A 21510-nucleotide genomic window follows, 5' to 3' on the forward strand; every position below is an offset into this window, starting at 1 on the left:
GGCCCCTTAACTCCGGGCCCCTGTTCCTCTTCAGGTTACTGGCGAGTTGCGCTCTCTCAACGCGGGAGCAGATGTACTCTTTTATTCGCGTTCTGTGTGCGTTCAACCCTTCGATTCTGTTGCTGTGTTTACCTTCAGCTCCTCATGAGCCTCATTGCGACCATGATGGCCATGATCACGATGAGCACGACGAGGATGATCAGGAGGTAGTCGGTGAGTCCGAGGCTGTCGGATCCGCCGTTTCCGCCCTCGATGACGACTGTTGTGTCGGCGGGAGTGGCCCCTCCGAGACTCAGATAGTACACGACAGGTGTCCCGTCGGCGCCCTCGAAGTCTCCGGAGAGTGTGAATGTCATTCCGGAGACGGTGACATTGCTAGAGGACAGGACAGGAGTTCCCTCATAGTTGGCTGCCAAAGTGTAGGTGACGGTGTGCTGTCCGGCCTTGAGCTCGGTTCCTCCGGGGAGGATGTATCCGCCGAGATCAGGGATGTAGGAGAGCAGCTGTCCGTCGATGGCGACGGATCCAACGGTGTTGTCGAGCACGACGACGACGTTGTACACCTCATAGTCGATGTTGGCGTAGACCTGCCTGTAGTTCTCATCTCCGACCTTCGCGGTCGCGGGAACGAGCTTTCCGTCGGCGGTGGTCCATGCAACGAACTTGCTGGATTCAAGCTCTCCGGGCACGAAGTTGTATGTTGCAGGAGTGCTTGAGGTAGCGGCGGACTTGACGATGTTGCTGCCTGTCTTCTCGTATACGGTCATCCACAGGGAATCCTCGACATAGAATCCGGTAGAGTCCATGCTTTCGGTCAGCTTCCCGGTGAAGGTCGACTGAGCGGACACGTAGACTGTGTTGAGTGTTCCTCCGAGGTTGTCCGCTGTGACAGCCCCCGCGGATGCGTCTACGAACTCGCCATCCTCGTTGGTGGCGATACCGATGTAGAGGGTGGTGATCGAAGCACTTCCGGCGTTGTTGTCATCGGTCTTCTCGGCGACGGTGAATGTTCCCCTGACGGTCAGTGAAGTGACATTGACGGCTCCGCTGTCGATGGCGACAAGGGTTCCGTCAACCGTCATCTCATCGGCCTTGAGGACGACACCGTTGCCGGTTACGGTCAGAGTGGCTCCCTCGGCAATCTCGAAGGTCTCGAGTCCGGCGTGAACAGCTCCGCCGATTGTAGCAGAGGAGACGATGTTGAGGTCATTGGTAGCATCGTTGACAACTATGCTTCCGGTGGCAATGACCATGGATGCATCGGCACCCTCGTCGTCCGCCTGAACAGGAGTTCCGCTGACGGCCATGTACTCTACGTCATCACTGTCGTAACCGTCTGTGACGACGAAGTTGGTGGCGTTGACGAATGCGATTGAACCGAGGGCGGAGTCAACGGTTCCATCAAACTGTCCGTCGACATCAAGGATGGCGCGGGACAGGGAGATGGTTCCGGCTGTGAGTTTTCCGTCAGCGGTGACGGTAACGGTCACGGGGTCGGCACCATCCTCGATGCTGCCCGCGAAGTCGATGTCGGCGACGACGATCTCTCCGTTGATCTGGATACCGTTCTCGACGGTCGACGCAACGTCAGCGGCGGCCTCGACGGGTGTAATCCAGTACCAGGCACCGTCGGTGTCGATAATCTGGTAGTAGGCTCCGGGGATGTAGTAGGCGTTGTACGGGACGTTCTCCATGGATTTGAGGGCACCGTTGACGACGATTGCGGCCGGCTCCCTCTCGTCAGTAGGGTCGGTGACGGGCTGGAATCCGTCTCCATCCACGTAGGGTATGGTGGTAGCGGTGGCCTCATCGGGGTTCAGGATCATGCTGTCGATGATTCCGCTGTTCTCGACGGTACCGTTGACTGTCATGGTGACGCCGTTGTCGAGGTAGACGTTGGCTCCGGACGGGATGACGAGTGTCACTCCGGCCTTGACCTCGATGTCCTCGTTGAGGAACACGGTTCCCCTGACGGTGACCTTTCCATCGGTGGCATTGTTGAGTGCGGTGTAGACGTTTGTGTACGTCTTGACGGGTTCGGTCTCGATGACCACGTCGCTGGTGACGGTGGTCCTGTCGTCCCTCTTCGCGTTCTCGAACACGAGGGTTCCGAGAACGGTGACGTTTCCGTTCCTGATGGATCCGCCGTTGGCGACGGTGACAGTAACATCCCTGTTGTCCTCGGATCCGATGACCATGGTTCCGTTTCCGTCGAGCCTGGTTCCATCGGGGATGGTGGCGTTCTCAAGGACCTGGACCTTGCCCATGAAGTCGATGGTGGTGGCTCCGCTGGCAAGGGCGGCAGTGAGGTTGGTGTAGTAGTTTGCCGCACCGGTTCCGCTGGTGCTGTAGTGGAACGCGTTGATCTTTCCGTTGTTCTCGACGGTGATCGCGCTCTTTGAGACGATGGTTCCTGTGACGTCAATCTCCTTCTCATCGCTACCGAAGAATTCGATGGAAGCACCATCTGCGGTTACGGTGAGCTCTCCGTCGACGTTGAGGGTTCCGGATGTGAATCTGGTTGTGGCGTCCTCTCCGACGGTCAGGGAGGACTCGGCCTCGATGTAGATCCCGCCGGCTCCGGCATCGGTCCTGCCGGCTCCGCGGATGTCAACGATGATGTTGAGGTCGGCGACAGTGCCGTTCTCCTCGGCATTGATGCTTCCGGAGACTATCATGGAGTTGCTGTACAGTTTCGCGTCGTCCTCTGTGATGGAGACGACGGACTCTGTGACGAGGAGTCCGCTGACGCCCTCGTTCGCATCAAGGGTGATGTGGATGGCGTTGGTCTCGTTGACTGTGGTTCCATCGACGACATCGTTCTTCTTCTCGTCGAAGACGAGGCCGTTGTCCTGGATACGGAGAGAGGCGCTCTGTGTAGCGTACACGGATCTGACGTCGACGACGGCGCCGTCCCCGGCCATGTTGATGACCGTGGCACCGGAGATCAGGGCGTTGTCGAGAGTGACGGTTCCCTTGTTGTAGATTCCCTCAGCGGCGGCGGTGAATTTGGAGCTGATGGTGAGCTCTCCACCGACCTCGACGGTGAGTCCCTTGTCAACGTTGAGGGTGGACTCGGAACCAGTGGAGATGCTGTCGTTGATAAGGATGCTTCCGCCGTTCTCGATGGTAACGGTAGAGTTGATATCGACAGTTCCCTCGGAGATGATGTCGCCGGTGACTGTGACATCCTTCGCGTTGGCAACCTTGAAGATACCTCCGTTCTCGACGTCAATAGTACCGTTGACGGTGACGCCGGTAGCGAGGATCTCTTTACCGACAGTGTCGTCTCCGACGATGAGTTGGGCACCCTTCTCGATGATGATGGTGCAGTTCTCGTTGATGACGAGCTCTCCGAGCACTACGAGTTTGTATCCAGATTTGATGGTCAGAGTGTCGCCGATAACGACCTTTTGGGACTGGGACCATTCGGAATCGGACTCGATGTCGTCGTTGATGGTGATCGTGGACATGGCGGCGGAGATGTCGATCTCTCCGTCTCCGTTGACGATGACACCCTTTCCAATCGTGGCACCGGCGTAGGCTACGAGGGAGTTCTTAGGCTCTGTTGCGGATTTGTTGACAGTGATGACGACATTGTCGTTGTCGGGGTCGGCGGCCATGATGGAACCGTAAACCCTCATGTTGCCGTTGACGAGATAGGTGATGCCGTCATCAAGGGTAATCGTGGCGCCGTTTGTGATCGTGGCGTTGACGAATGTCAGGGTTCCTGTTCCGGTGACGTTGAGGTCCCCATCGATTGTGCCGTTGATATAGACATCATCTTCATTATTGTTCTCAATCGTTCCGGAGATGTTGCCCTCCACATGGACGGATCCGCCAGTGACGGTGAAGTTTCCGCTCACATCGACGAACTTGACTCCGTTTGTCTGGCTTCCTCCCTTCACGGTGAAAGTCTTGGCAGCGGAGGATGTGGTGTTGACCTCGACAACTCCGCCGTCGGCGATTGAGATGGGGTTGGTGTCGGTTCCAGAGATGCTGGTTCCGTCTGCGATGACGAGGGTCTTGTTCGCGGGAACGGAGAGCGCAGCGCTAGTGGCGTCGATTGTTCCGTTGAGGACGACCTTGTCCACGGATTCGTTCGTCAGGAGACTGTTGGCGGTGGCGACATCTCCAGCTTCCACGGATGTCTCTCCTCCAGTGACCGATCCGATTGTGATGCTATCGTCATTTGTGCCTGTGATGGCGACATCCTTGGCGTCGTGCCCCTCCCATGCGAAGAAGATGGGGACATTGTTGACGGATGTCAGGATGACGGGTTTGGAGCTGGCTGCGGAATTTGTGATGGTCGTGTCCTTGACGGTGACGTTGATCGCATCGGTTTCCGCAGGGTTGGAGTAGTTGTTGTTGATGGTGAGGGTGGAGATGCTAGCTCCACTTCCATTGTTGTTCGATTCGTCAGACTCCACATATCTGGCGGAGCTGAGGGTGCATCCGCTGATGGCGATGTCTCCGGCCTTGATTTCGATGGCACTCTCGGAGGAGGCTCCACTGGTCGTGATGTCACAGTTCGTGACGGTGGCCTTCTGGACGGTCGCGAGATAGATTCCGAGTTCTCCGGTGGTGATATCGCAGTTCGTGAAGGTAGCCTCCGCGATCGCGGCGTTGCTCAGCCAGAACGCGGTGTTGACCGTGTTGATGGTGATGTTCTCGACGTTGATGGTGTTGGTCGGGGCGGTATCGGTGTTGACATCATACCAGATGAATCCGTATTCGCCGGTGGTGTATGTTCCGCCGGTGATCTCGAGGCTGCAGTTGTCGGCCCTGAGGAATACGATACGTCCGGATGCGTCTATGGCGCTTCCCTCCTCCTCGCCGTTGATGGTGAGTGTGATGTTGGCGGTTCCAGGACTCGCTCCTTTCTCGCCATTGGCGTTGTAGAACATGCATCCGACATTGTCGGCGCTGGACAGAGTGAATCCGTTGAGGTTAATGGTGAGGCTCTTGTTCAGATCAACCTGACTTGTGAGTTCTACATCCTTGTCGAGGGTGATAACGCCCTGACCTGCTTCTGCGAGGAACTGTTCGCCGGTCATCTGAGATGCCAGAGCACCGTCGGACTCCTCGGAAGCAACACCGGCAGCCATGAAAGCGCAGGCAATCAGTGCGAGCACTGCAACTGCAGCAATCAGTTTGCCGTTGTTCGTTTTGTTCATTATAGCATTCATAGGAACAAATGACGTTCATTTCCTAACGCCGTGAACATAAGAGAACAATCAGAACGCGACCGATGGAAACTCCTTAGAAAGACCGCAGATGCCGTACGGTTCGGACACGATCGAGCCTCAATAGAAAGGGAGGACTCATTTTGGGAGAGCACGGTGCAATCGAAGGCATCTCCCGAGTGCATCAAATGCACCCCCTAAGGGCGCCCCGGCGGCCCTCCTATAATAATATGTATATTAGGGAAGATGAGGGTCCGAAAGCAGAGAAGAATCGTCGATCCGCTGCTCCTGCCGTTCCCGAGAACGTGAAGATCCGTACAGGTGCCGATATCGTATGATTCCGGTCGGAAGCGGTCGTCTAGGGGCCTCCGGAAGGTCCCGACCATGTCGGCGGTTTGTACAATCTCTGAGCTCTCGATGATTAGCTTTTTATTCTATCATTCATAACCGACCATATCCGAGAGAAAAAGACTCTTTCGGATGCAGAATTGGGATGCTCTGCTGGTGGGTCTGAAAAGGCTAGCCTTTTGGGTGTTCGATTCTGCCCGGCTAAGGTTGGATGTGAGCCGATGATGAGGGCGAAAAACCCTATGAATTGTCGGTTTGCAACAATTACAGCCGAAATGTAAGGAGCAGATGTTCCTATGATAATGAACATGAATGAGAAAGGAAGGCAGACCAAACTGCTCGCCGCCATCGCCGTGCTCGCCATGGTGGTTTGCGCGTTCGCAATGGTCGTACCTTCTGATGTGAACGGTGAGGTCACGGACGACGGAACAACCGCGACCATCACTGAAGCCGGGGACTTCAAAAAAGTTCTTGGTATCGAATCTGATTACACAACAATCAAACTCGGAAAAGACATCGCAGCTGATGTAACAATCCCTGCCAACAAGAAAGTAACGCTTGACCTCAACGGCTACAAACTCACAAACAACACCAGTCACACCATCACTGTTGAAGCCAGTGCTGAGCTAACCATCGTCGATTCCAGCGATGACAAGACCGGAACCATCGACAACGTCACTCACGCTAAAGCTGCCATCTACAACAGCGGAAAGGTCACCCTCAACGGGGGAACCATCGAGAGGAGTCTTGAGAACGGAGCGATTGTCTGGAACGACGAGACTAAGAACTACGACGATGATAAAGCGAAATCCACCAACACATTCTACACTATCCAGAACCTTGGAACCCTCGACATCAACAACGGTGCGGTCGTGAAGAACAACGGCGACATGTCCAGCGTCATTGTCAATGGACAGTCTAGTACCACCGCCGGAATCATGAATGTCTACGGTGGAAAGATCATCGGCGGAAAATACGTCAAGAACGAGAGCGGAACGATGACCATCAGTGGAGGGGAGTTCACCGATGGAAGGTGCGCTGCCATCGCCAGCTACGGAACCCTCAAGATCACTGGAGGAAACTTCGACAATGGAACCAGGGGAAGCCTCTACATCCTTGGTGGATCCCTTGAAATCACCGGTGGATCATTCTCCAGCACCAAATCAGATGATGTACACGCGGATGTCACTTACAAAGGGACAGTGTTCGCCTGGGCCAACTCTATCTCCAAGATTGCAATCAGCGGAATGACCCAGTACAACCCCAACAGTGTGCTCTTTATTGAGGAAACATCCATTGTTGGAGACCTGAGCGTTGATCTCAACGGAAGCATCCTCAAGACCAGTAATATCAAAGCAGGTGAGGATGGTATCATTATCTCCCAGGGATCCGTCGTCATCAGCGGAGACATCGACGGAGCAGCAACCATCACCGCCACCGGCGAGGTCAAGCTGAACGGTGTGGACATCACAAATAAGCTCACTGTCGGCACCGTGAATGGTGATGAGAACAAGGTAATCATCCAGAACCTCACAATCGGTACAGGCGGCTCCCTCGAGATCCAGTCTGGTGCCTTTGTGGAGGTCCCCGAGGACGGCACGCTCACCAACAACAGCAGTATCTCCATTTCCAACGCTGGTACACTTGCACTGTACAACGCCATTCAGGGAAACAAGACTGATGTTACTAACACAGGAACCCTTGCCGTTGCACCTGGTGTCGAGCAGCCTAAAACCACTGGAGAAGGAGGAACTATCGTCTCCACCACAGCCATCGGCGAATCCCTCGGTCTGAACCAGAACCTCGACACAGACCTGACGATCAAGAGCAGCGCATTCCTCGAGAAGAACCTGACTATTCAGGCTGGCGTCACACTGACCATCGGTGCGAACGCCACCCTCGATCTGAATGGATGTGAGCTCATCGTCAACGGATCCATCGTCATTATGAACAACGGATCCATCGTCAACGGTGGAAACAACACTGGTGCAATCGTCCTCAGCAAATCTGGTTCCATTGAGAACAACGGCGGAGTCATCGGAAAGGGCGATGCCATCAACATCAAGCTGACCGCTTCCGAGTCCGTTAACGCCAGGGACCAGTACAACACAGGATACATCTCCGTCCAGGACGTCTCCGGAATCGGAATCGTCATCGACAAGAAGGTCGACGGACAGAAGGTCTACTACACCCTCGCCCTCACGGGAGACATCTCCAAGAAGGGCAACGTCGCCGGAACCGTCACTGTCAAGAACACCACCACTGGAGATAAGGTCTACGTCGACGGAACCCTCGAAGTCGGCAACGGAACAACCCTCAAAGTTGATACCAGTGCCACCCTTGAGTTGAAGAAGAGCGCCACACTAGATGTCGCATCCAAGGGAGCCGTCAACGGTGTCGGAGCTATCGTCCTGAACGATAGTGCCACTGTCAACATGGATGGCTCTGTTACGGGAGTCTTCCAGGCACCCACTGGAAAGTACCTCACCAACGGCATGGACAAAGCAACATACACCACACAGGTCTCCGTGACTAATGTCACAGGACTGGTCATCACTGCCACTTCCGTCACTGCCTACGACGCAGACGAGGAGAACACTGTCACAGAGGTCAGGCTCGTCCTGTCCGGATCCGTTGAGCAGGGATCCTTCACCATTGGCAACGGCGACAAAGCAACCGATGCAGAGGTTGAGATCTCTGCCTCTGGAACCCCCAACGATGACGTCGACAGCTATGCCGGGGTCTACGTCGAGGACACCCTGTTTATCGATGAGAAGGTCAAGACTTTCGAACTCAACAACAATGTTCAGACCGTCATTACCGTCCTGGGAACCGTCACATACGAGAATGCCTACACTCCGTCCGCCACCAACACGATCGGAGTACAGTACACCGTCGAGTCCGAAGACGCGGACGGGAAGAAGACCACGACCAACTACGTCAAACCCTTCGCCACCGCGTTCGCCGACATCGCCAAGGCCGACGACATGACCCTCAACGTCTACGGACCCGTCGAGATCGCTTCCGAGATCACCGTCGGAGCCGACCAGACAGTCTCCGGAGGAGACTTCACCATCACCGTCGATGGAAAGATTACCGTCGCTGAGAGCGGAATCATGAACGTCACCTCCATGGACGTTCAGGGAATCCTTGTCGTCACAGCCGACGGATCCTTCGCCCACACCGGTAAATTCAACTACAGTACCATGACCGAGAACGAGGAGACTGGTGACGTCACCTACGCCGGATTCGCAGTTGCCCTTGCCAACGCCAAGCCCGGAGACATAATCGAGATCTCCAAGGAGACGAAGGTCAGCGCCTCCTTCACCATCCCCGCCGAGGTGACCGTCAGGGTCACTGCCGACGGAAGCATCGTTCCCGCCGAGGACAAGACCGTCAACATGACCGTCAACGGAACCCTGGAGAACGAGGGCACCATCCAGATCAACGGCAACACCACCGTCAACGGTGTGGTCGACCTGACTGAGGGAGGCAGCGCCACCCTCTGCGGAACCCCCGACAAGGTGGTTAACGTCACAGGAGAAGTTATCGCCAACTCCACCATCGCCGACAAGATCAACGCAGTATGGTACACCAACGACGATGGACAGGTCGTATACACCACGCTCGCAAAGGCCGTCACCGCCATCTCGGCCATGGACGTCCCCGTAGAGATCACCCAGGTCGGAAACGTCAGCGACTCCGCCGCCGTCGAGCTCGGTGACATCACCCTGAACGTAACCGGAACCGCCGTCTTCGGCGACATCGCTCTGGAGAAGGGAACCGTGAAGGTCACCGGAAACGGAGTCCTCACCGCAACAATCACGGGACCCGTCGGAGACGAGGGATCCACAGTCGACAGCGCCGTCCAGCTCTCCAAGGTTAGCAACGCGACAGTTACGAGCGGATCCACACCCAACTCACAGAACGTCCAGGTCTGGTACCTGAACTTCGACACAACCGCCTCTGATGACACAATCGACGGAGCCGTCACGGTCTCCGCCGGAACCGTGCAGATCATCGGAACCACAGTAGTTGATGGTAAGGACAACACCCTCACAGTCGCCAACGGAGCCACCGCCGTCATCCCCGCAGGACAGGACAACGTCCTCACTGCTGGAGACAATGACGATGGAAAGGCTGTCGTCACTGTCGCAGGTACAATGACTGTCAACGGCACCCTGAACGTCACTGGAATCATGGATGTCACCGGAACCCTGACCGTGGCCACCTCCGAGGGGGCCGAGGCCGCTGTAGTCAACGTAGATGATGGAGTCAATAACGACGCTGACAACAACGCCACCCTCAACATCCTCGGAACCCTGACCGTCGTCGAGAACGAGGACGAGAACAAGGCTGTCGTCAACGTCAGTGGAATCCTCGTCATCGGTGACAAGCCTACCGTCCTCGGAGCTGGAGGAGTCCTCGCCGGACCCGTCGATACCATCGATGCTGGATACGTGAAGGCCTACGCCGGAGCAGACCTGACCGGAGCCAAGATCGACTGGAACAACCAGTCCGCTGAGTCCGAGGCCGAGTCCTCTGTGTTCTACATCAACGGATACGAGTACATGGCCGTCTACACCAGTGTCACCGTCACCTTCCAGAATGTCCTGGATGATGAGGTCTTCCAGCTCACAGGATATGAGATGGTCGTACCCGGTGCTAATGCTGCGGATGACGTATACAACATCAACAATGCCAAGTTCTGGAATGCTGACGCCGACCTGACTGAGCCTCTTGATTCAGCGATCGGATCCTCCGACGCCTACACCAAGGCCAACGCCTCTGTCGTGCCCGTGACTGTCTCCGTCGGTACCGGAATCTCCCTGTACATCGACGGAATCAAGTACGAGTCCGGTTCCACACCCAACCTGGCCGTCGGAACCCACACGATCACCGCGACCGTCGACCCCGGCTACACCGGAACCGTCACCGTCCAGTTCAACGGACAGGCGGTCACCGGATCGTTCACCATCACCCCTGAGATGGCTTCCGCCGCCTACGAGGGAACTGTGTCTGTGTCCGCCACTGGATCCATCGCTGTCGACGGAGGATCCTCCTCTGGATCCGCATCTTCCGACGACGGAATGGGCCTCACCGACTACCTCCTGATCATCCTCGTTATCCTCATCGTCGTCATGGCTATCATCGTCGCCATGAGGCTCATGAGGAGCTGAAGGTACTGAAAACCGAAACAAGACAAGGGTTGAACGCAACGGATAACGCGAACATAAGAGTACATCTGCTCCCGCGTTGAGAGAGCGCAACTCACCAGAAACCTGAAGGACAAACGGGTCCCCGGAGTTAAGGGGCCGGGGACCCACATTACCGATTCTCGACAACCAGGTGATATAGCATGGATGAAGGCACACTTCTCGGAACCCTTCTCCACTCCGCCAACAGCCTGGACATCCTCCTCTACATCCGCGACCATCCCGGATGCGTGAAGTCCGCCGTCTACCGCGACGTCACCCGCAACGCCCACACCGCCGACAGGATCGGAAGGATGGCGGACATGGGCCTCATCGACATCGCAACGACCTCCCGTCCGAACACCGTCGTCCTGACCCTCACCGAGAAGGGGATGCGGTTCACGGACCATCTCCTCGCCGCTGAGTCCGTGCTCCGCGGAACAGTACCAGATGACCGTTGAAGAACGAATGGAAACCCATGACAACCGTTTTCAAAGCATTTTGAAACCTCTCCCGACTTCTGCACATCTGGCACTATTATCGGCTTCGCTTCTTCTTCGAAAACATACCAAGTCAGATTACTCCAGAAGATGCTGCCAAGAACGTTCTCAGATAGCTGTGATGGACAGCAGAAAGCAGACATGAATGCCACAACGGATGATGTCCAACCCCTCTCACCCATGGCGATCCGACCCCGAATCGAGCGTCGGACCCTTATGACCTGATAACTTAAATCGAAGGTATCGGCGACCTCCGTCTAAAAGGCTAGCCTTTTCGGAACGGGTTTCCCGAAGGGCCTCCCGGTCCCGGCTAAACACATTTCGTCAGTCCCGCCGGGATACCGTCCCATGGACCGTCACACGGATTTCATGATGCTACGCCAGACAGACGAATGGTTGGACCACCTCAGGTCCCTGAACAGGAAGGAGGACACCCTCCGCACCCACCGCAGCAACGTGAGGCGCTGCCTGGTCTTCCTGATGGCGGACAACCGCAGCACCGAGGCCGAGGACATCGACCAGGACGACATACAGTACCTCTGGAAGGTCCTCCCCGTGAAGGAGGACGTCAGGCGCGCCTACCTGCGCAGCCTCGCTGGAATGATCGAGTACCACACCGGCACGGACGTGGTGAAGAAGGCCGACCTGCTCCACAACAGGGAGTCCCGCGAGAGGGTCTTCATCAACGACGAGGAGTTCCGCATCGCCTACGTCGCTGCGGACCCGTTCCAGAGGCTCATCCTCTGCCTGGGGGCCTACATGGGGCTCAGGAGGTCGGAGATGGGCGCCATCCGCGACGACGACATGGACAGGGGGACGCTGACCATCCACGGCAAGGGCCACGGCCTGGAGGGGCTGGTGGCCTACATGCAGATCCCCAACCCCGTCCTCCGCGCCGTCGAGGAGTTCAGGGAGTCGCTGGACGGCCAGGGGAGGCGCGGGGACGACTACCTCCTGCAGGCCCGCTCCAGGGACGGAACCCTCAGGAGGGTGTCGCCCACCAGGATCTCCAGCGCCATCACCGAGCTGGGCAGGGACACCGGGATCAGGATCACCACCCACTCCCTGAGGAGGTACTTCGCCACCACCCTGTACTACAAGACCGGCTGCGACCTGCAGACGGTCAGGAGGCTGATGCGCCACGCCGACGTGTCCACCACGCTGAAGTGCTACGTGGACGCCTACGACCAGAAGGCGAAGGTCGCGTCGGAGAAGCTCGCGGAGCACATAGACAGGCTGATCGGCGAGGACTCCCGCGAAAGGGGAAGGAGGAAGGACGACGGCGATGGCCCGGAGGACCCGCCCAGATGAGCCCTCCGCACGAGGCCCGCGGCGGGAGTCTGGCACATCCCGCCCGGGACGCCAGCCGGGGCAATCGGACCCGTTATCAACGAGTACACCATCCGCCGGTGCATGACTGAAGGCAAGGACGCTGCATCCCTCAGGGAGCTGGGCAACAGGTACCGCGAGGGCGACGGTGTTGAGAAGGATCCCTCGAGGGCGGCGGAGCTCCTCTCCGAGGCCTCGGACCTGGGCGACGCCCAGGCCGCTTCCTCGCTCGGGTACATGCTCATGGTGGGCGAGGGCATCCCCGCCGACCGCTCCGCCGCGGAGGCGCAGCTGAGGAGGGCGGCGGACGCCGGGATCGCGACCGCCATGTGCAACCTCGGCGTCCTGCTCTCAGACACCGCGCCGGACGAGTCCGTGTCGTGGTTCGTCAGGGCGGCGGAGGCGGGCAGCCTCCGCGCCGTCAAGAACCTGGCAGCGGCCTACTCCTCCGGATCCGGCGTTCCCCTCGACAAGGGGAGGGCGGCGGAGTACTACAGAAGAGCCGCCGACCTCGGGGACGCTGACTCCATGTGCGTCCTCGCCTCCATGCTCCGCAACGGTGACGGCGTCCCCGTGGACAAGCCGGGCGCCGCGGAGCTCTACCGCAGAGCGGCGGACCTGGGCGACTCCGAGGCCCAGTACGACCTGGCGTTCATGCTGGACGCCGGCGAGGGCATCCCGCAGGACCGCGCCGAGGCGGAGAGGCTGTTCAGGCTGTCCGCCGACCAGGGCGACACAGATGCCTGCCTCTGCCTGGGAGGGATCCTCTACGAGAGAGGGGACTACGGAGGTGCAGAGGGATACTTCACCGACGCCGCTCTCAAGGGGGAGGTCAAGGCGATGTACAACCTGGGCCTGATGTACTCCGAGGGCTCCCTGGGGGAGCCCGACGCGGGGAAGGCGGAGGAGTGGTTCGAGTCCGCCGCCCAGGAGGGCTTCGCATACGCCCAGACCAGCCTCGCCGGGATCCTCTACGGAAAGGGCGACGTGGAAGGGGCCGCCCTGTGGTACAGGAGGGCCGCCGACCAGGGCGAGCCCACGGCGATGTACAACCTCGGAGCGTTCGGGGTCTCCGGCATGATGGAGATGGACGACAGGGAGGCAATGGACCTCCTCGTCAGGGCCGCCTCCGCCGGCGTCCAGGAGGCCGTGGAGCTCCTCTCCAGGATCACCAGAGGATGAGCTCGTCCAGGGAGTCCACCTGACAGGTGCACTCTATGCCTTCCACGCTGAGCTGGTTGTGCCTGTCCACGATGACGCAGTCAACGCCGGCGGCCTCCGCCGCCAGGGCGTCGTTCGGGCTGTCGCCCACGTAGACCGTCTCGTCCCTCGGGACGTCGAAGGACGACATCCCCCTCAGTATCGGGTCCGGGAACGGCTTGTGCCTCTCTGTCTCGTCGAAGCCCACCACAGTCTCGGGATAGCCGTCGAGGCCGTTGGCCCTCAGGAGGTTGACGATCTTGTAGGCCTTCTTGCCAGAGACTACGCCGATCCTCTTGCCCCTGACCCTCAGGGACTCCAGCACGCACGCGGTCTCCGGGAACGGCGGCGCGCCCAGGTAGGCGTCCGACATGACCACCGACATGAACGACCTCTCGAAGTCCCGGTACCGGGAGCGGTCGTCCCCCATGTACCGGTCGTAGACCTGGTCCATGGTCAGGCCGAGGCACTCGTCGAAGCTGTCCGGGCCGTACTCCACGCCGAGCACGGGAAGGGCCTCCCTGAGGATGGCCTCTATCCCGCACCTTGTGTCGAAGAGGGTGTTGTCGAAGTCGAACAGGTAGAGGGCGTACTCCCTCATCTGGTCCCCACGTAGATGTTGACGGCGCCGAAGCTCTTCACGTAGAACCTGGCGTCCTCGAAGCCGGCCTTCCTGAAGATCTTGACCATGTCCTCGCCGTAAGGGAACCCCTCGATGGAGCATGTGAGCCACTCGTACGCGGACTGCCTCCCGTCGATGGACTTGCCCTTGTCGTACTTGCGGCCGTACCTCTTGACCCTCCTCATGTAGATGTTGTAGAAGAAGCGGATGACCGAGTTCTTCGGCTTGGAGAGCTCCGCCACGATGACCTTTCCGCCGGGGGCGAGCACGCGGTGCATCTCGCTTACGGCCTTCTGGATGTCGCAGACGTTCCTGAGCATGTACCCGGACGTGACCAGGTCGAACGACCCGTCGGGGAACTGCAGGTCCAGGGCGTCGCCGACCTGCCAGTCGATCTTGACCGGGAGGTCCAGCTCGGACTCCTTCTTCTCGGCGAGCTCCAGCATCCTGGGCGTTATGTCCACGCCCACCACGGTGGATCCCTCCCCCGCGGTCCTGGCGACGTGGAAAGCGATCTCCCCGGTGCCGGTGCCCACGTCGAGGCACCTCTTGCCGCGGATGTCCCCCGCCTTCCTCATCATGAACCTGTGCCAGCCCTGCACCATGTGCATGCTCATGATCTCGTTCATCTCGTCGTAGTAGTCCGCGATCTCGGTGAAGACATCCTTGATGTACTCCTCCTTGCCCTCGAACTGGACGCCCTTCTTGAGCTCTTCCTCTGCCATTTCAGATCACCGGAATGAGATAGTAACTTATAATGTACCCCAGCACCAGGAGCACCCCGAAGTGCCAGTTCTGCCTGAACGCCATCGGCACCAGCATGAAGCTGGAGTGCGGGTCCGTCGGCGCGCTGCGCGCGTTGCGGACCAGCCTGTGCGCGTCGTACAGCGCGACGAAGGCCAGCGCGCACCCCCACGGCGCGACGCCCGAGACGAGCAGCGCCAGGAGCACCGGGTACGATGCCAGGTTCATGAACAGGTACAGCCTGATGCTGTTCTCGTAGGACAGGTGCCCGCACAGCGTGCCCACGCCCGCCCTCTTGTCCTCGTGGTAGTCCCTGGTCTCGTTGCCGGTGAGGACCCCTGTGATCATGAACGCGTTGGGCAGGGAGACCAGCAGGACCTCCCATGAGAAGATGTCCCCGGTCAGGACGTAGTAGGTCCCCAGGGGCATCAGGACGCCCATCATCAGGAACACGGACGGCTGGCCGAGACCGTAGTACTTGTACGCCGGCCCGATCGTGTACATGCCGGCGCCCGCGACCCCGAGTATGCCGTAGACCAGGATCCCCCAGCCCACGTGCCAGATGAAGACCAGGCCGATGACGCATGTGACCAGCAGGCACAGCATCCCCGCCAGGAGGACGTGCTTCGGCCTCAGGACGCCCGTCACCAGCTCCGGAGAGCGGGTCTCGTTCTCGACGGTGTCCGTCCCCTTCGAGAAGTCGCCGTACGTGTTCAGGAGGTTCGAGGCGGACTGCAGGAGTATGCCGCCCACCAGGACCAGGGCCAGCAGCACCCATTCCAGGACGTCGAACGCCTGGTGGTGGTACGCGAGGGCGCCGCCTATGAGAACGGGCACCACCGCGCCGTGGAGCGTCCACGGCCTGAACGCGTTGTACCATCCGGCCTTCACCGGTCTGACGCCTTCCATGACGGGGAGATGCCGAACACCGTGATAAACATCATCCAAGGAGGTTAGGAATGGGACGGGCGAAGCCCGTCCCGATTTGCTGAGAATCACTGCCCGAAGAGCCTGAAGACCCTGTCGGAGTACCCGAGCATGTCGTCCAGCGGCATGCCCGCGATGAGCACCGCCTGGTCGTACATGATCTCGGCCATCTCCTTCGCCCTGTCCCTGTCCTCGGCGTACGCCTTCTTCAGGGCGGCGTAGGCGGGGTGCTCGACGTTGACCTCCAGGACGCGCCTGGCCTTCACGTTCTGTGCGTCCCCTCCGGGGATCGAGGAGAAGTACTTCTCCATCTCCAGGGAGACGTCCCCGTCGGTGCTCAGGCACACGGCGTGGGTCTTCAGCTTCCTGGACACCCTTACGTCGACGACCCTGTCCCCCAGGGTCTCCTTGACGAACCCGAGGAGGTCCTTCTCGGATTCGGCCCTCTCGTCGGAGGCTTTCTTCTCCTCTTCAGACTCCAGGCCCAGGTCCCCTCCGGCCACGTCGCAGAACTCCTTGCCGTCGTACTCCCTCATGGTCTTGACGGCGAACTCGTCCATGTCCTCGCCGAAGAGGAGGATGTCGTAGCCCTTGGCCCTGACCTGCTCGGTCTGGGGGAGCTGCCTCGCCCTCGCGACGGACTCCGCCGCCGCGTAGTAGATCCTCTCCTGGCCCTCGGGCATGGCGTCCCTGTACTCCTTCAGCGTCACGAGGGCGTCCTTGTCGAAGGACTGGAACAGCAGTAGGTCCTTGATCATGTCCGCCTTCATGCCGTAGTCCTGGATGACGCCGTACTTCAGCTGGGTGCCGAAGCTCTTGAAGAACTCGAGGTACGTGTCCCTGTCCTCCTCGAGCAGCCTGGTCAGCTCGGCCTTCACCTTCTTCTCGATGTTTGCCCTGATGGTTGTCAGCTGCCTGTCGTGCTGCAGGAGCTCCCTGGAGATGTTCAGGGACAGGTCGGGGGAGTCCACGACGCCCCTGACGAACCTGAAGCAGTCGGGGAGGACGTCCTTGCACTTCTCCATGATCATCACGCCGGAGGAGTACAGCTCCAGCCCGGGCTCGAAGTCCCTGCTGTAGAAGTTGTAGGGCGCGACCTTGGGGATGAACAGCATCGCCCTGTAGTTGACGACGCCCTCCGCGTTGATCCTGATGACGGAGATCGGCTCCTCCCAGTCGCGGAACTTCTCCATGTAGAACTTCTTGCAGTCCTCGTCGGAGACCTCGTCCTTGCCGCGCTGCCAGATGGGCACCATGCTGTTGACGACCTCGTCCCTGACGGACTTGACCCAGTCCTTCTTGGGCTTGCCCTCCTCGTCGGTCTCCCCGGTCTCGACGTAGTCCTCGTGCTCCACCATCATGTGGATGGGCCAGCGGACGTAGTCGGAGTACTTTTTGACCAGGTCCCTGAGCCTGTACGAGTCCAGGTACTCGGAGTAGGCGCCGTCCTCGTCGTCGGGCCTCAGGTGCATGATTACGTCGGTCCCCCAGGAGTCCTTCTCGCACTCCCTGATGCTGTACCCGTCCGCGCCCTCGGAGGTCCACTCCCATGCCTGGTCCTGGCCGTAGGCCTTCGACCTGACGGTGACCCTGTCGGACACCAGGAACGCGGAGTAGAAGCCCACGCCGAACTGGCCGATGATGTCCACGTCCGAGGTGCCGGCCTCCATCTCCTTCTTGAAGTCCAGGGAGCCGCTGTGCGCGATGACCCCCAGGTTGGCGTCCATGTCCTCCTTGGTCATCCCGATCCCGTTGTCCGAGACAGTGATCGTGCCGGCGTCCTTGTCGTAGGAGACGTCGATCCTGAAGTCCTCCCTGGCGACGGTGACCTTGTCGGGCTCCGTGATGGACCTGTAGTGGAGCTTGTCGATGGCGTCAGACGCGTTGGAGATGATCTCCCTCAGGAAGATCTCCCTGTGGGTGTAGATCGAGTTGATCATGAGGTTGAGAAGCTGCTTGGATTCCGCTTTGAACTGTTTCTTTGCCATCCTATCGCCTTCGATTGTGATGACACCCTGTTTTCAACCAGGGCTGCAACAGCGATTTTACTGTTAGAACTTCTATAATAAACTTTCTAATATTTCCAGACAGCGTATGTGTGTAATCAGTTCGTGACCCACGCCCCTGCGTTGACCATTATATATTCGTAAATCGGTGTTAAACGGGTGACAGGATTAGAACTCTATACTGTGTCCTTGTGATCGCGGTTGCGGCTGTATCCGTCCTGGCCGCCTCCGCTTGCGGAACGGAGGCCTCCCCGGATGACGGCATGGTCTTCTCACAGGACGGGATCGTCTACGAGACGAGAGGCGGATTCTACAACTATGTGGAGCTGATCGGAGTGACCGACGGATTCGACGCTGAGGACCTCGTTGTTCCGGAGACCGTCACACACGATGGGATGTCCTACAGGGTGACATACGTCGCTCCGGAAGCGTTCAAGGACCAGACATCCCTGGTCTCTGTCCACCTTCCCGAGACTATACACAGTCTGGGAAACGGCGCATTCTCCGGATGCACCTCACTCAGCGACATTAACATCCCTTACTCGGTAACGGATCTGGAGGAGACCTTCGCGGGATGCACCTCCTTGGAGAAGGTCATCCTTTCCGGGAACTACTACACAACCGAACTCCGTGGAACGTTCCAAGGATGTACATCGCTAAGGGAAGTCTCGATTCCCTGGACCGTCACCGTGGGCGACAACACGTTCGCGGGATGCGATTCGCTTGAGTACATCGATATCGGACGCGCATCCTTCGTAGGTGACGATGCATTCTCTGGATGCTCGTCCCTGACCGAGCTCAGATTCAGCAAGGACATAACACTCATCGGGGACCGTGCCTTCGAGGATTGCACATCGCTAAGGGCGGTGACCATCCCCGAAACAGATGGCCTGGTCATCGAGGAGGAGGCCTTCTCAGGCTGCACCGACCTGGAATCCGTCTACATAGGCGACGGTGTCGAGGTAGTCGGAGACCGTGCCTTCGAAGGATGCCATTCCATTTCGGTACTCACGTTCCTGAGTGTCTGCGAGATTGGTGAATCCGTGTTCGCCGAGAGTGGTTCGATAGAGACGGCACACATACACAGTCAGACACTTCTTGAGAGTCTGGATCACGGAAACGCGCTTGTATCGCTCACCCTTGGTGGGGATGTGGTCGACCTGTCTCCCCGGACCGTCCCGTCGCTGTTGGGCCTGCGCACCCTCGTACTGGAGGACGGTGTCAGGACAGTAGATGTGGGGACTTTCGATGGCTCAAGAAATCTGGAGCTCGTCGCAATACCGCACAGCCTCGAGGCACCAGAGGGGCCGATATTCGATGTGGACGGCGAGTGCCTCGTCGCCGGGAATCGGGAAATCCTGGATTCTGTCGGCATCTGGAATCCGATTCATGGGAACCTGGTGACATACAACCTCACCGGCATGCCGGGAGAGGCCGACCGGCTGGAGTACGACTGGGCCGTTTCCGGAGAATGGGTCACACCTGAATACCATGACAGGGGCGGATACACAGTGGAGGTTTCACTGGACGGGGATGATGCGGAAGAAGGATTCGAGATGCCATCCCATGATGTGAATTTGGATGTCACATACCACAGCGACGTACGTAGAATACTGTTCTACGACGAGAACACCCTGGTGGACTTCCAGAGATTGCACCTCGGTGACCAGATCCAGATTCCCGAGACACCCTATCGCTACCCCACCGTGGGGTACGACTACGAGTTCAGAGGATGGGTGGGTCTGGAACCCGGGATGGTCGTGAAGGAGAGCACCTCCTTCCATTCCGACTTCGTCAGGGTTCTGACTGACGAGGGATGCGGAGAGGCGGCAGACGGTTTCCTGTGCTTCGACTGGAATTCGGAGGCACCAGTCCGCATCACCGGCGACATGGCATCACGTCTCCTCTCCTCGAACATCTCCGAGGGACTCGACGGTGTCTCGTTCTCCTTCGAAACTGGCTGGATTACTTTGGGGAACGACGATCTATCGCTTATCTCCGACGAGGGAGTGGTGTTCGAGACCTACTGGACATTTAATCCGACATCCCGGCACCATGTCACAGCAGAGGGGTCAGACGGATCGGTGACCTTCGATGTGGACCTGGGATGGATGTCTTCGAACAGGATCACGGTGGTCAGCCAGATCGGACCCGACGGGGAACTGACCGAGATCGAAAGCACCACGGCATGGCACGATGGGTTCCGCTTTGTCAGATTCACCGTCACCGATTCCGGGGACTACTTCCTGGACAACGGTGGCCCACTCAGGGAAATACCAATGATCGCGATCCATATCGGAGCGGCGTTGCTGCTGGGGTTGCTCGCCGTTGTCTCCGTGGTCGTCATATCCCGTAGGGTCTGAAAGTCCCAATGACGGGGGGCCCGGCCCCCGCCAACACGGGTAACACTAATGCCATGTCGATGGCAACCTGGTAGCACGTTTCTGTTTCCAGGAATAACACGGTGACACGATTCCATGATTGTTATGTAGCCTACGCTGGCGGAACAGAAACCTTTAAACCCCTTCCGACAGACTGACCTTTCATGATGGGGAAGGCGGCTAAGGCGGTCGTGTTCGCGGTGCTCGCGGCGGTGTTCTACGCCGTGAGCTCGCCCCTGTCCAAGATCCTCCTCGAGGATGTCTCGCCCTACCTCATGGCCGCGCTGCTTTACCTCGGCGCCGGGATCGGGATGACCGCCGTCAGGGCCGCGTCCCCGTCGAAGCGCGCGGAGGAGCGCCCCCTCACAAAGGTCGACTCACCGTACATCTTCGGGATGATCGTCCTGGACATCGCCGCGCCGATACTGCTGATGTACGGCCTGCTCAACTCCCCGGCGTCATCGGTCTCCCTCCTGAACAACTTCGAGATCGTCGCGACCACGCTCATCGCCCTCCTGGTGTTCGGGGAGAGGGTCACACCCACGACCTGGGTCGCCATCATACTGATCACAATCTCAACGGTCATCCTGTCCACAGCCGGTACAGGGGAGATCTCGTTCTCGCACGGCTCCCTCGCCGTCATCCTGGCATGCGTCTGCTGGGGCCTCGAGAACAACTGCACCCGCAGGCTCTCCGACTCCGGGGCGCTGAGGATCGTCGTCATAAAGGGTATCTTCTCTGGCCTCGGCGCCCTCGCGATAGCCGTGTTCATGGGCATGGGCTCCCCCTCCGCGACGGAGGTCATGGGCGCCCTGGCTCTCGGGTTCGTGTCCTACGGCATGAGCCTGTTCTTCTACATCACCGCCCAGGCCAGCCTCGGCGCTGCGAAGGTCAGCGCGTACTACGCCATGGCGCCGTTCATCGGAGCCTTCATCTCCCTCGCCGTCCTCGGCGAGGTCCTGACCCAGGCCTTCGTCCTGGCGCTGGTGTTCATGGCGGCGGGGGCCGTGGTGCTGACCAGGGAGACGCTGAGGCCGGAGCCGACCCCGGCGGCGTCGTAAGCTATATGAGC

General features: G+C 58.9%; 11 protein-coding genes. 6 read left to right on the top strand and 5 right to left on the bottom strand.

Features of this window, described 5'->3' with window-relative positions; all coding sequences use genetic code 11:
* Nucleotides 1-134: 134 nt before the first annotated feature.
* Nucleotides 135-5177: a hypothetical protein gene (locus JS82_06720; GenBank protein ID QHK17814.1), complete on the bottom strand. Its 5043-nt coding sequence runs from the start codon at nt 5175-5177 to the stop codon at nt 135-137.
* Nucleotides 5178-5842: 665 nt separating this feature from the next.
* Here JS82_06720 and JS82_06725 point away from each other — a divergent pair.
* From JS82_06725 to JS82_06740, 4 genes are all read left to right on the top strand, one after another.
* Nucleotides 5843-10714: a hypothetical protein gene (locus tag JS82_06725; GenBank protein ID QHK17815.1), complete on the top strand. Its 4872-nt coding sequence runs from the start codon at nt 5843-5845 to the stop codon at nt 10712-10714.
* Between the two features lie 179 nt (nt 10715-10893).
* Nucleotides 10894-11190, top strand: coding sequence for a hypothetical protein (locus tag JS82_06730; GenBank protein QHK17816.1), 297 nt, complete (start codon nt 10894-10896; stop codon nt 11188-11190).
* 387 nt (nt 11191-11577) lie between these two features.
* Complete coding sequence (locus JS82_06735; GenBank protein QHK17817.1) at nt 11578-12540, top strand: tyrosine-type recombinase/integrase; 963 nt, start codon at nt 11578-11580, stop codon at nt 12538-12540.
* A 102-nt stretch (nt 12541-12642) separates the two neighbouring features.
* The gene (locus JS82_06740) at nt 12643-13740 is read left to right on the top strand and encodes a tetratricopeptide repeat protein (protein ID QHK17818.1); all 1098 of its coding nucleotides are present in this window, start codon (nt 12643-12645) and stop codon (nt 13738-13740) included.
* Here the strand turns inward: JS82_06740 and JS82_06745 are convergent.
* From JS82_06745 to htpG, 4 genes are all read right to left on the bottom strand, one after another.
* Nucleotides 13727-14359: an HAD hydrolase-like protein gene (locus JS82_06745; protein ID QHK17819.1), complete on the bottom strand. Its 633-nt coding sequence runs from the start codon at nt 14357-14359 to the stop codon at nt 13727-13729. The two genes, JS82_06740 and JS82_06745, sit on opposite strands and share 14 nt — an antisense overlap.
* A complete protein-coding gene (locus tag JS82_06750) occupies nt 14356-15105 on the bottom strand; it encodes a ubiquinone/menaquinone biosynthesis methyltransferase (GenBank protein ID QHK17820.1) in 750 nt (249 codons plus the stop codon). Before JS82_06750 ends, JS82_06745 begins: the two co-directional genes overlap by 4 nt.
* A gap of 1 nt (nt 15106) precedes the next feature.
* Nucleotides 15107-16033: a 1,4-dihydroxy-2-naphthoate octaprenyltransferase gene (gene menA / locus JS82_06755; protein QHK17821.1), complete on the bottom strand. Its 927-nt coding sequence runs from the start codon at nt 16031-16033 to the stop codon at nt 15107-15109.
* A gap of 86 nt (nt 16034-16119) precedes the next feature.
* A complete protein-coding gene (htpG, locus tag JS82_06760) occupies nt 16120-18039 on the bottom strand; it encodes a molecular chaperone HtpG (protein QHK17822.1) in 1920 nt (639 codons plus the stop codon).
* A 209-nt stretch (nt 18040-18248) separates the two neighbouring features.
* Here htpG and JS82_06765 point away from each other — a divergent pair, with 209 nt between their 5' ends.
* The gene (locus JS82_06765) at nt 18249-20420 is read left to right on the top strand and encodes a leucine-rich repeat protein (GenBank protein ID QHK17823.1); all 2172 of its coding nucleotides are present in this window, start codon (nt 18249-18251) and stop codon (nt 20418-20420) included.
* A 182-nt stretch (nt 20421-20602) separates the two neighbouring features.
* Entirely contained in the window at nt 20603-21499 is an 897-nt protein-coding gene (locus tag JS82_06770; GenBank protein QHK17824.1) for an EamA family transporter, read from the top strand.
* Nucleotides 21500-21510 lie beyond the last annotated feature (11 nt).

It is taken from the genome of Methanomassiliicoccaceae archaeon DOK (assembly GCA_009911715.1).
Taxonomy (GTDB): Archaea; Thermoplasmatota; Thermoplasmata; order Methanomassiliicoccales; family Methanomethylophilaceae; genus Methanoprimaticola.

Coding starts and splice junctions, on each gene's coding strand:
- JS82_06720 (QHK17814.1), bottom strand. CDS start 5,177: ATGAACAAAACGAACAACGGCAAACTGATTGCTGCAGTTGCAGTGCTC.
- JS82_06725 (QHK17815.1), top strand. CDS start 5,843: ATGAATGAGAAAGGAAGGCAGACCAAACTGCTCGCCGCCATCGCCGTG.
- JS82_06730 (QHK17816.1), top strand. CDS start 10,894: ATGGATGAAGGCACACTTCTCGGAACCCTTCTCCACTCCGCCAACAGC.
- JS82_06735 (QHK17817.1), top strand. CDS start 11,578: ATGGACCGTCACACGGATTTCATGATGCTACGCCAGACAGACGAATGG.
- JS82_06740 (QHK17818.1), top strand. CDS start 12,643: ATGACTGAAGGCAAGGACGCTGCATCCCTCAGGGAGCTGGGCAACAGG.
- JS82_06745 (QHK17819.1), bottom strand. CDS start 14,359: ATGAGGGAGTACGCCCTCTACCTGTTCGACTTCGACAACACCCTCTTC.
- JS82_06750 (QHK17820.1), bottom strand. CDS start 15,105: ATGGCAGAGGAAGAGCTCAAGAAGGGCGTCCAGTTCGAGGGCAAGGAG.
- menA (QHK17821.1), bottom strand. CDS start 16,033: ATGGAAGGCGTCAGACCGGTGAAGGCCGGATGGTACAACGCGTTCAGG.
- htpG (QHK17822.1), bottom strand. CDS start 18,039: ATGGCAAAGAAACAGTTCAAAGCGGAATCCAAGCAGCTTCTCAACCTC.
- JS82_06770 (QHK17824.1), top strand. CDS start 20,603: ATGATGGGGAAGGCGGCTAAGGCGGTCGTGTTCGCGGTGCTCGCGGCG.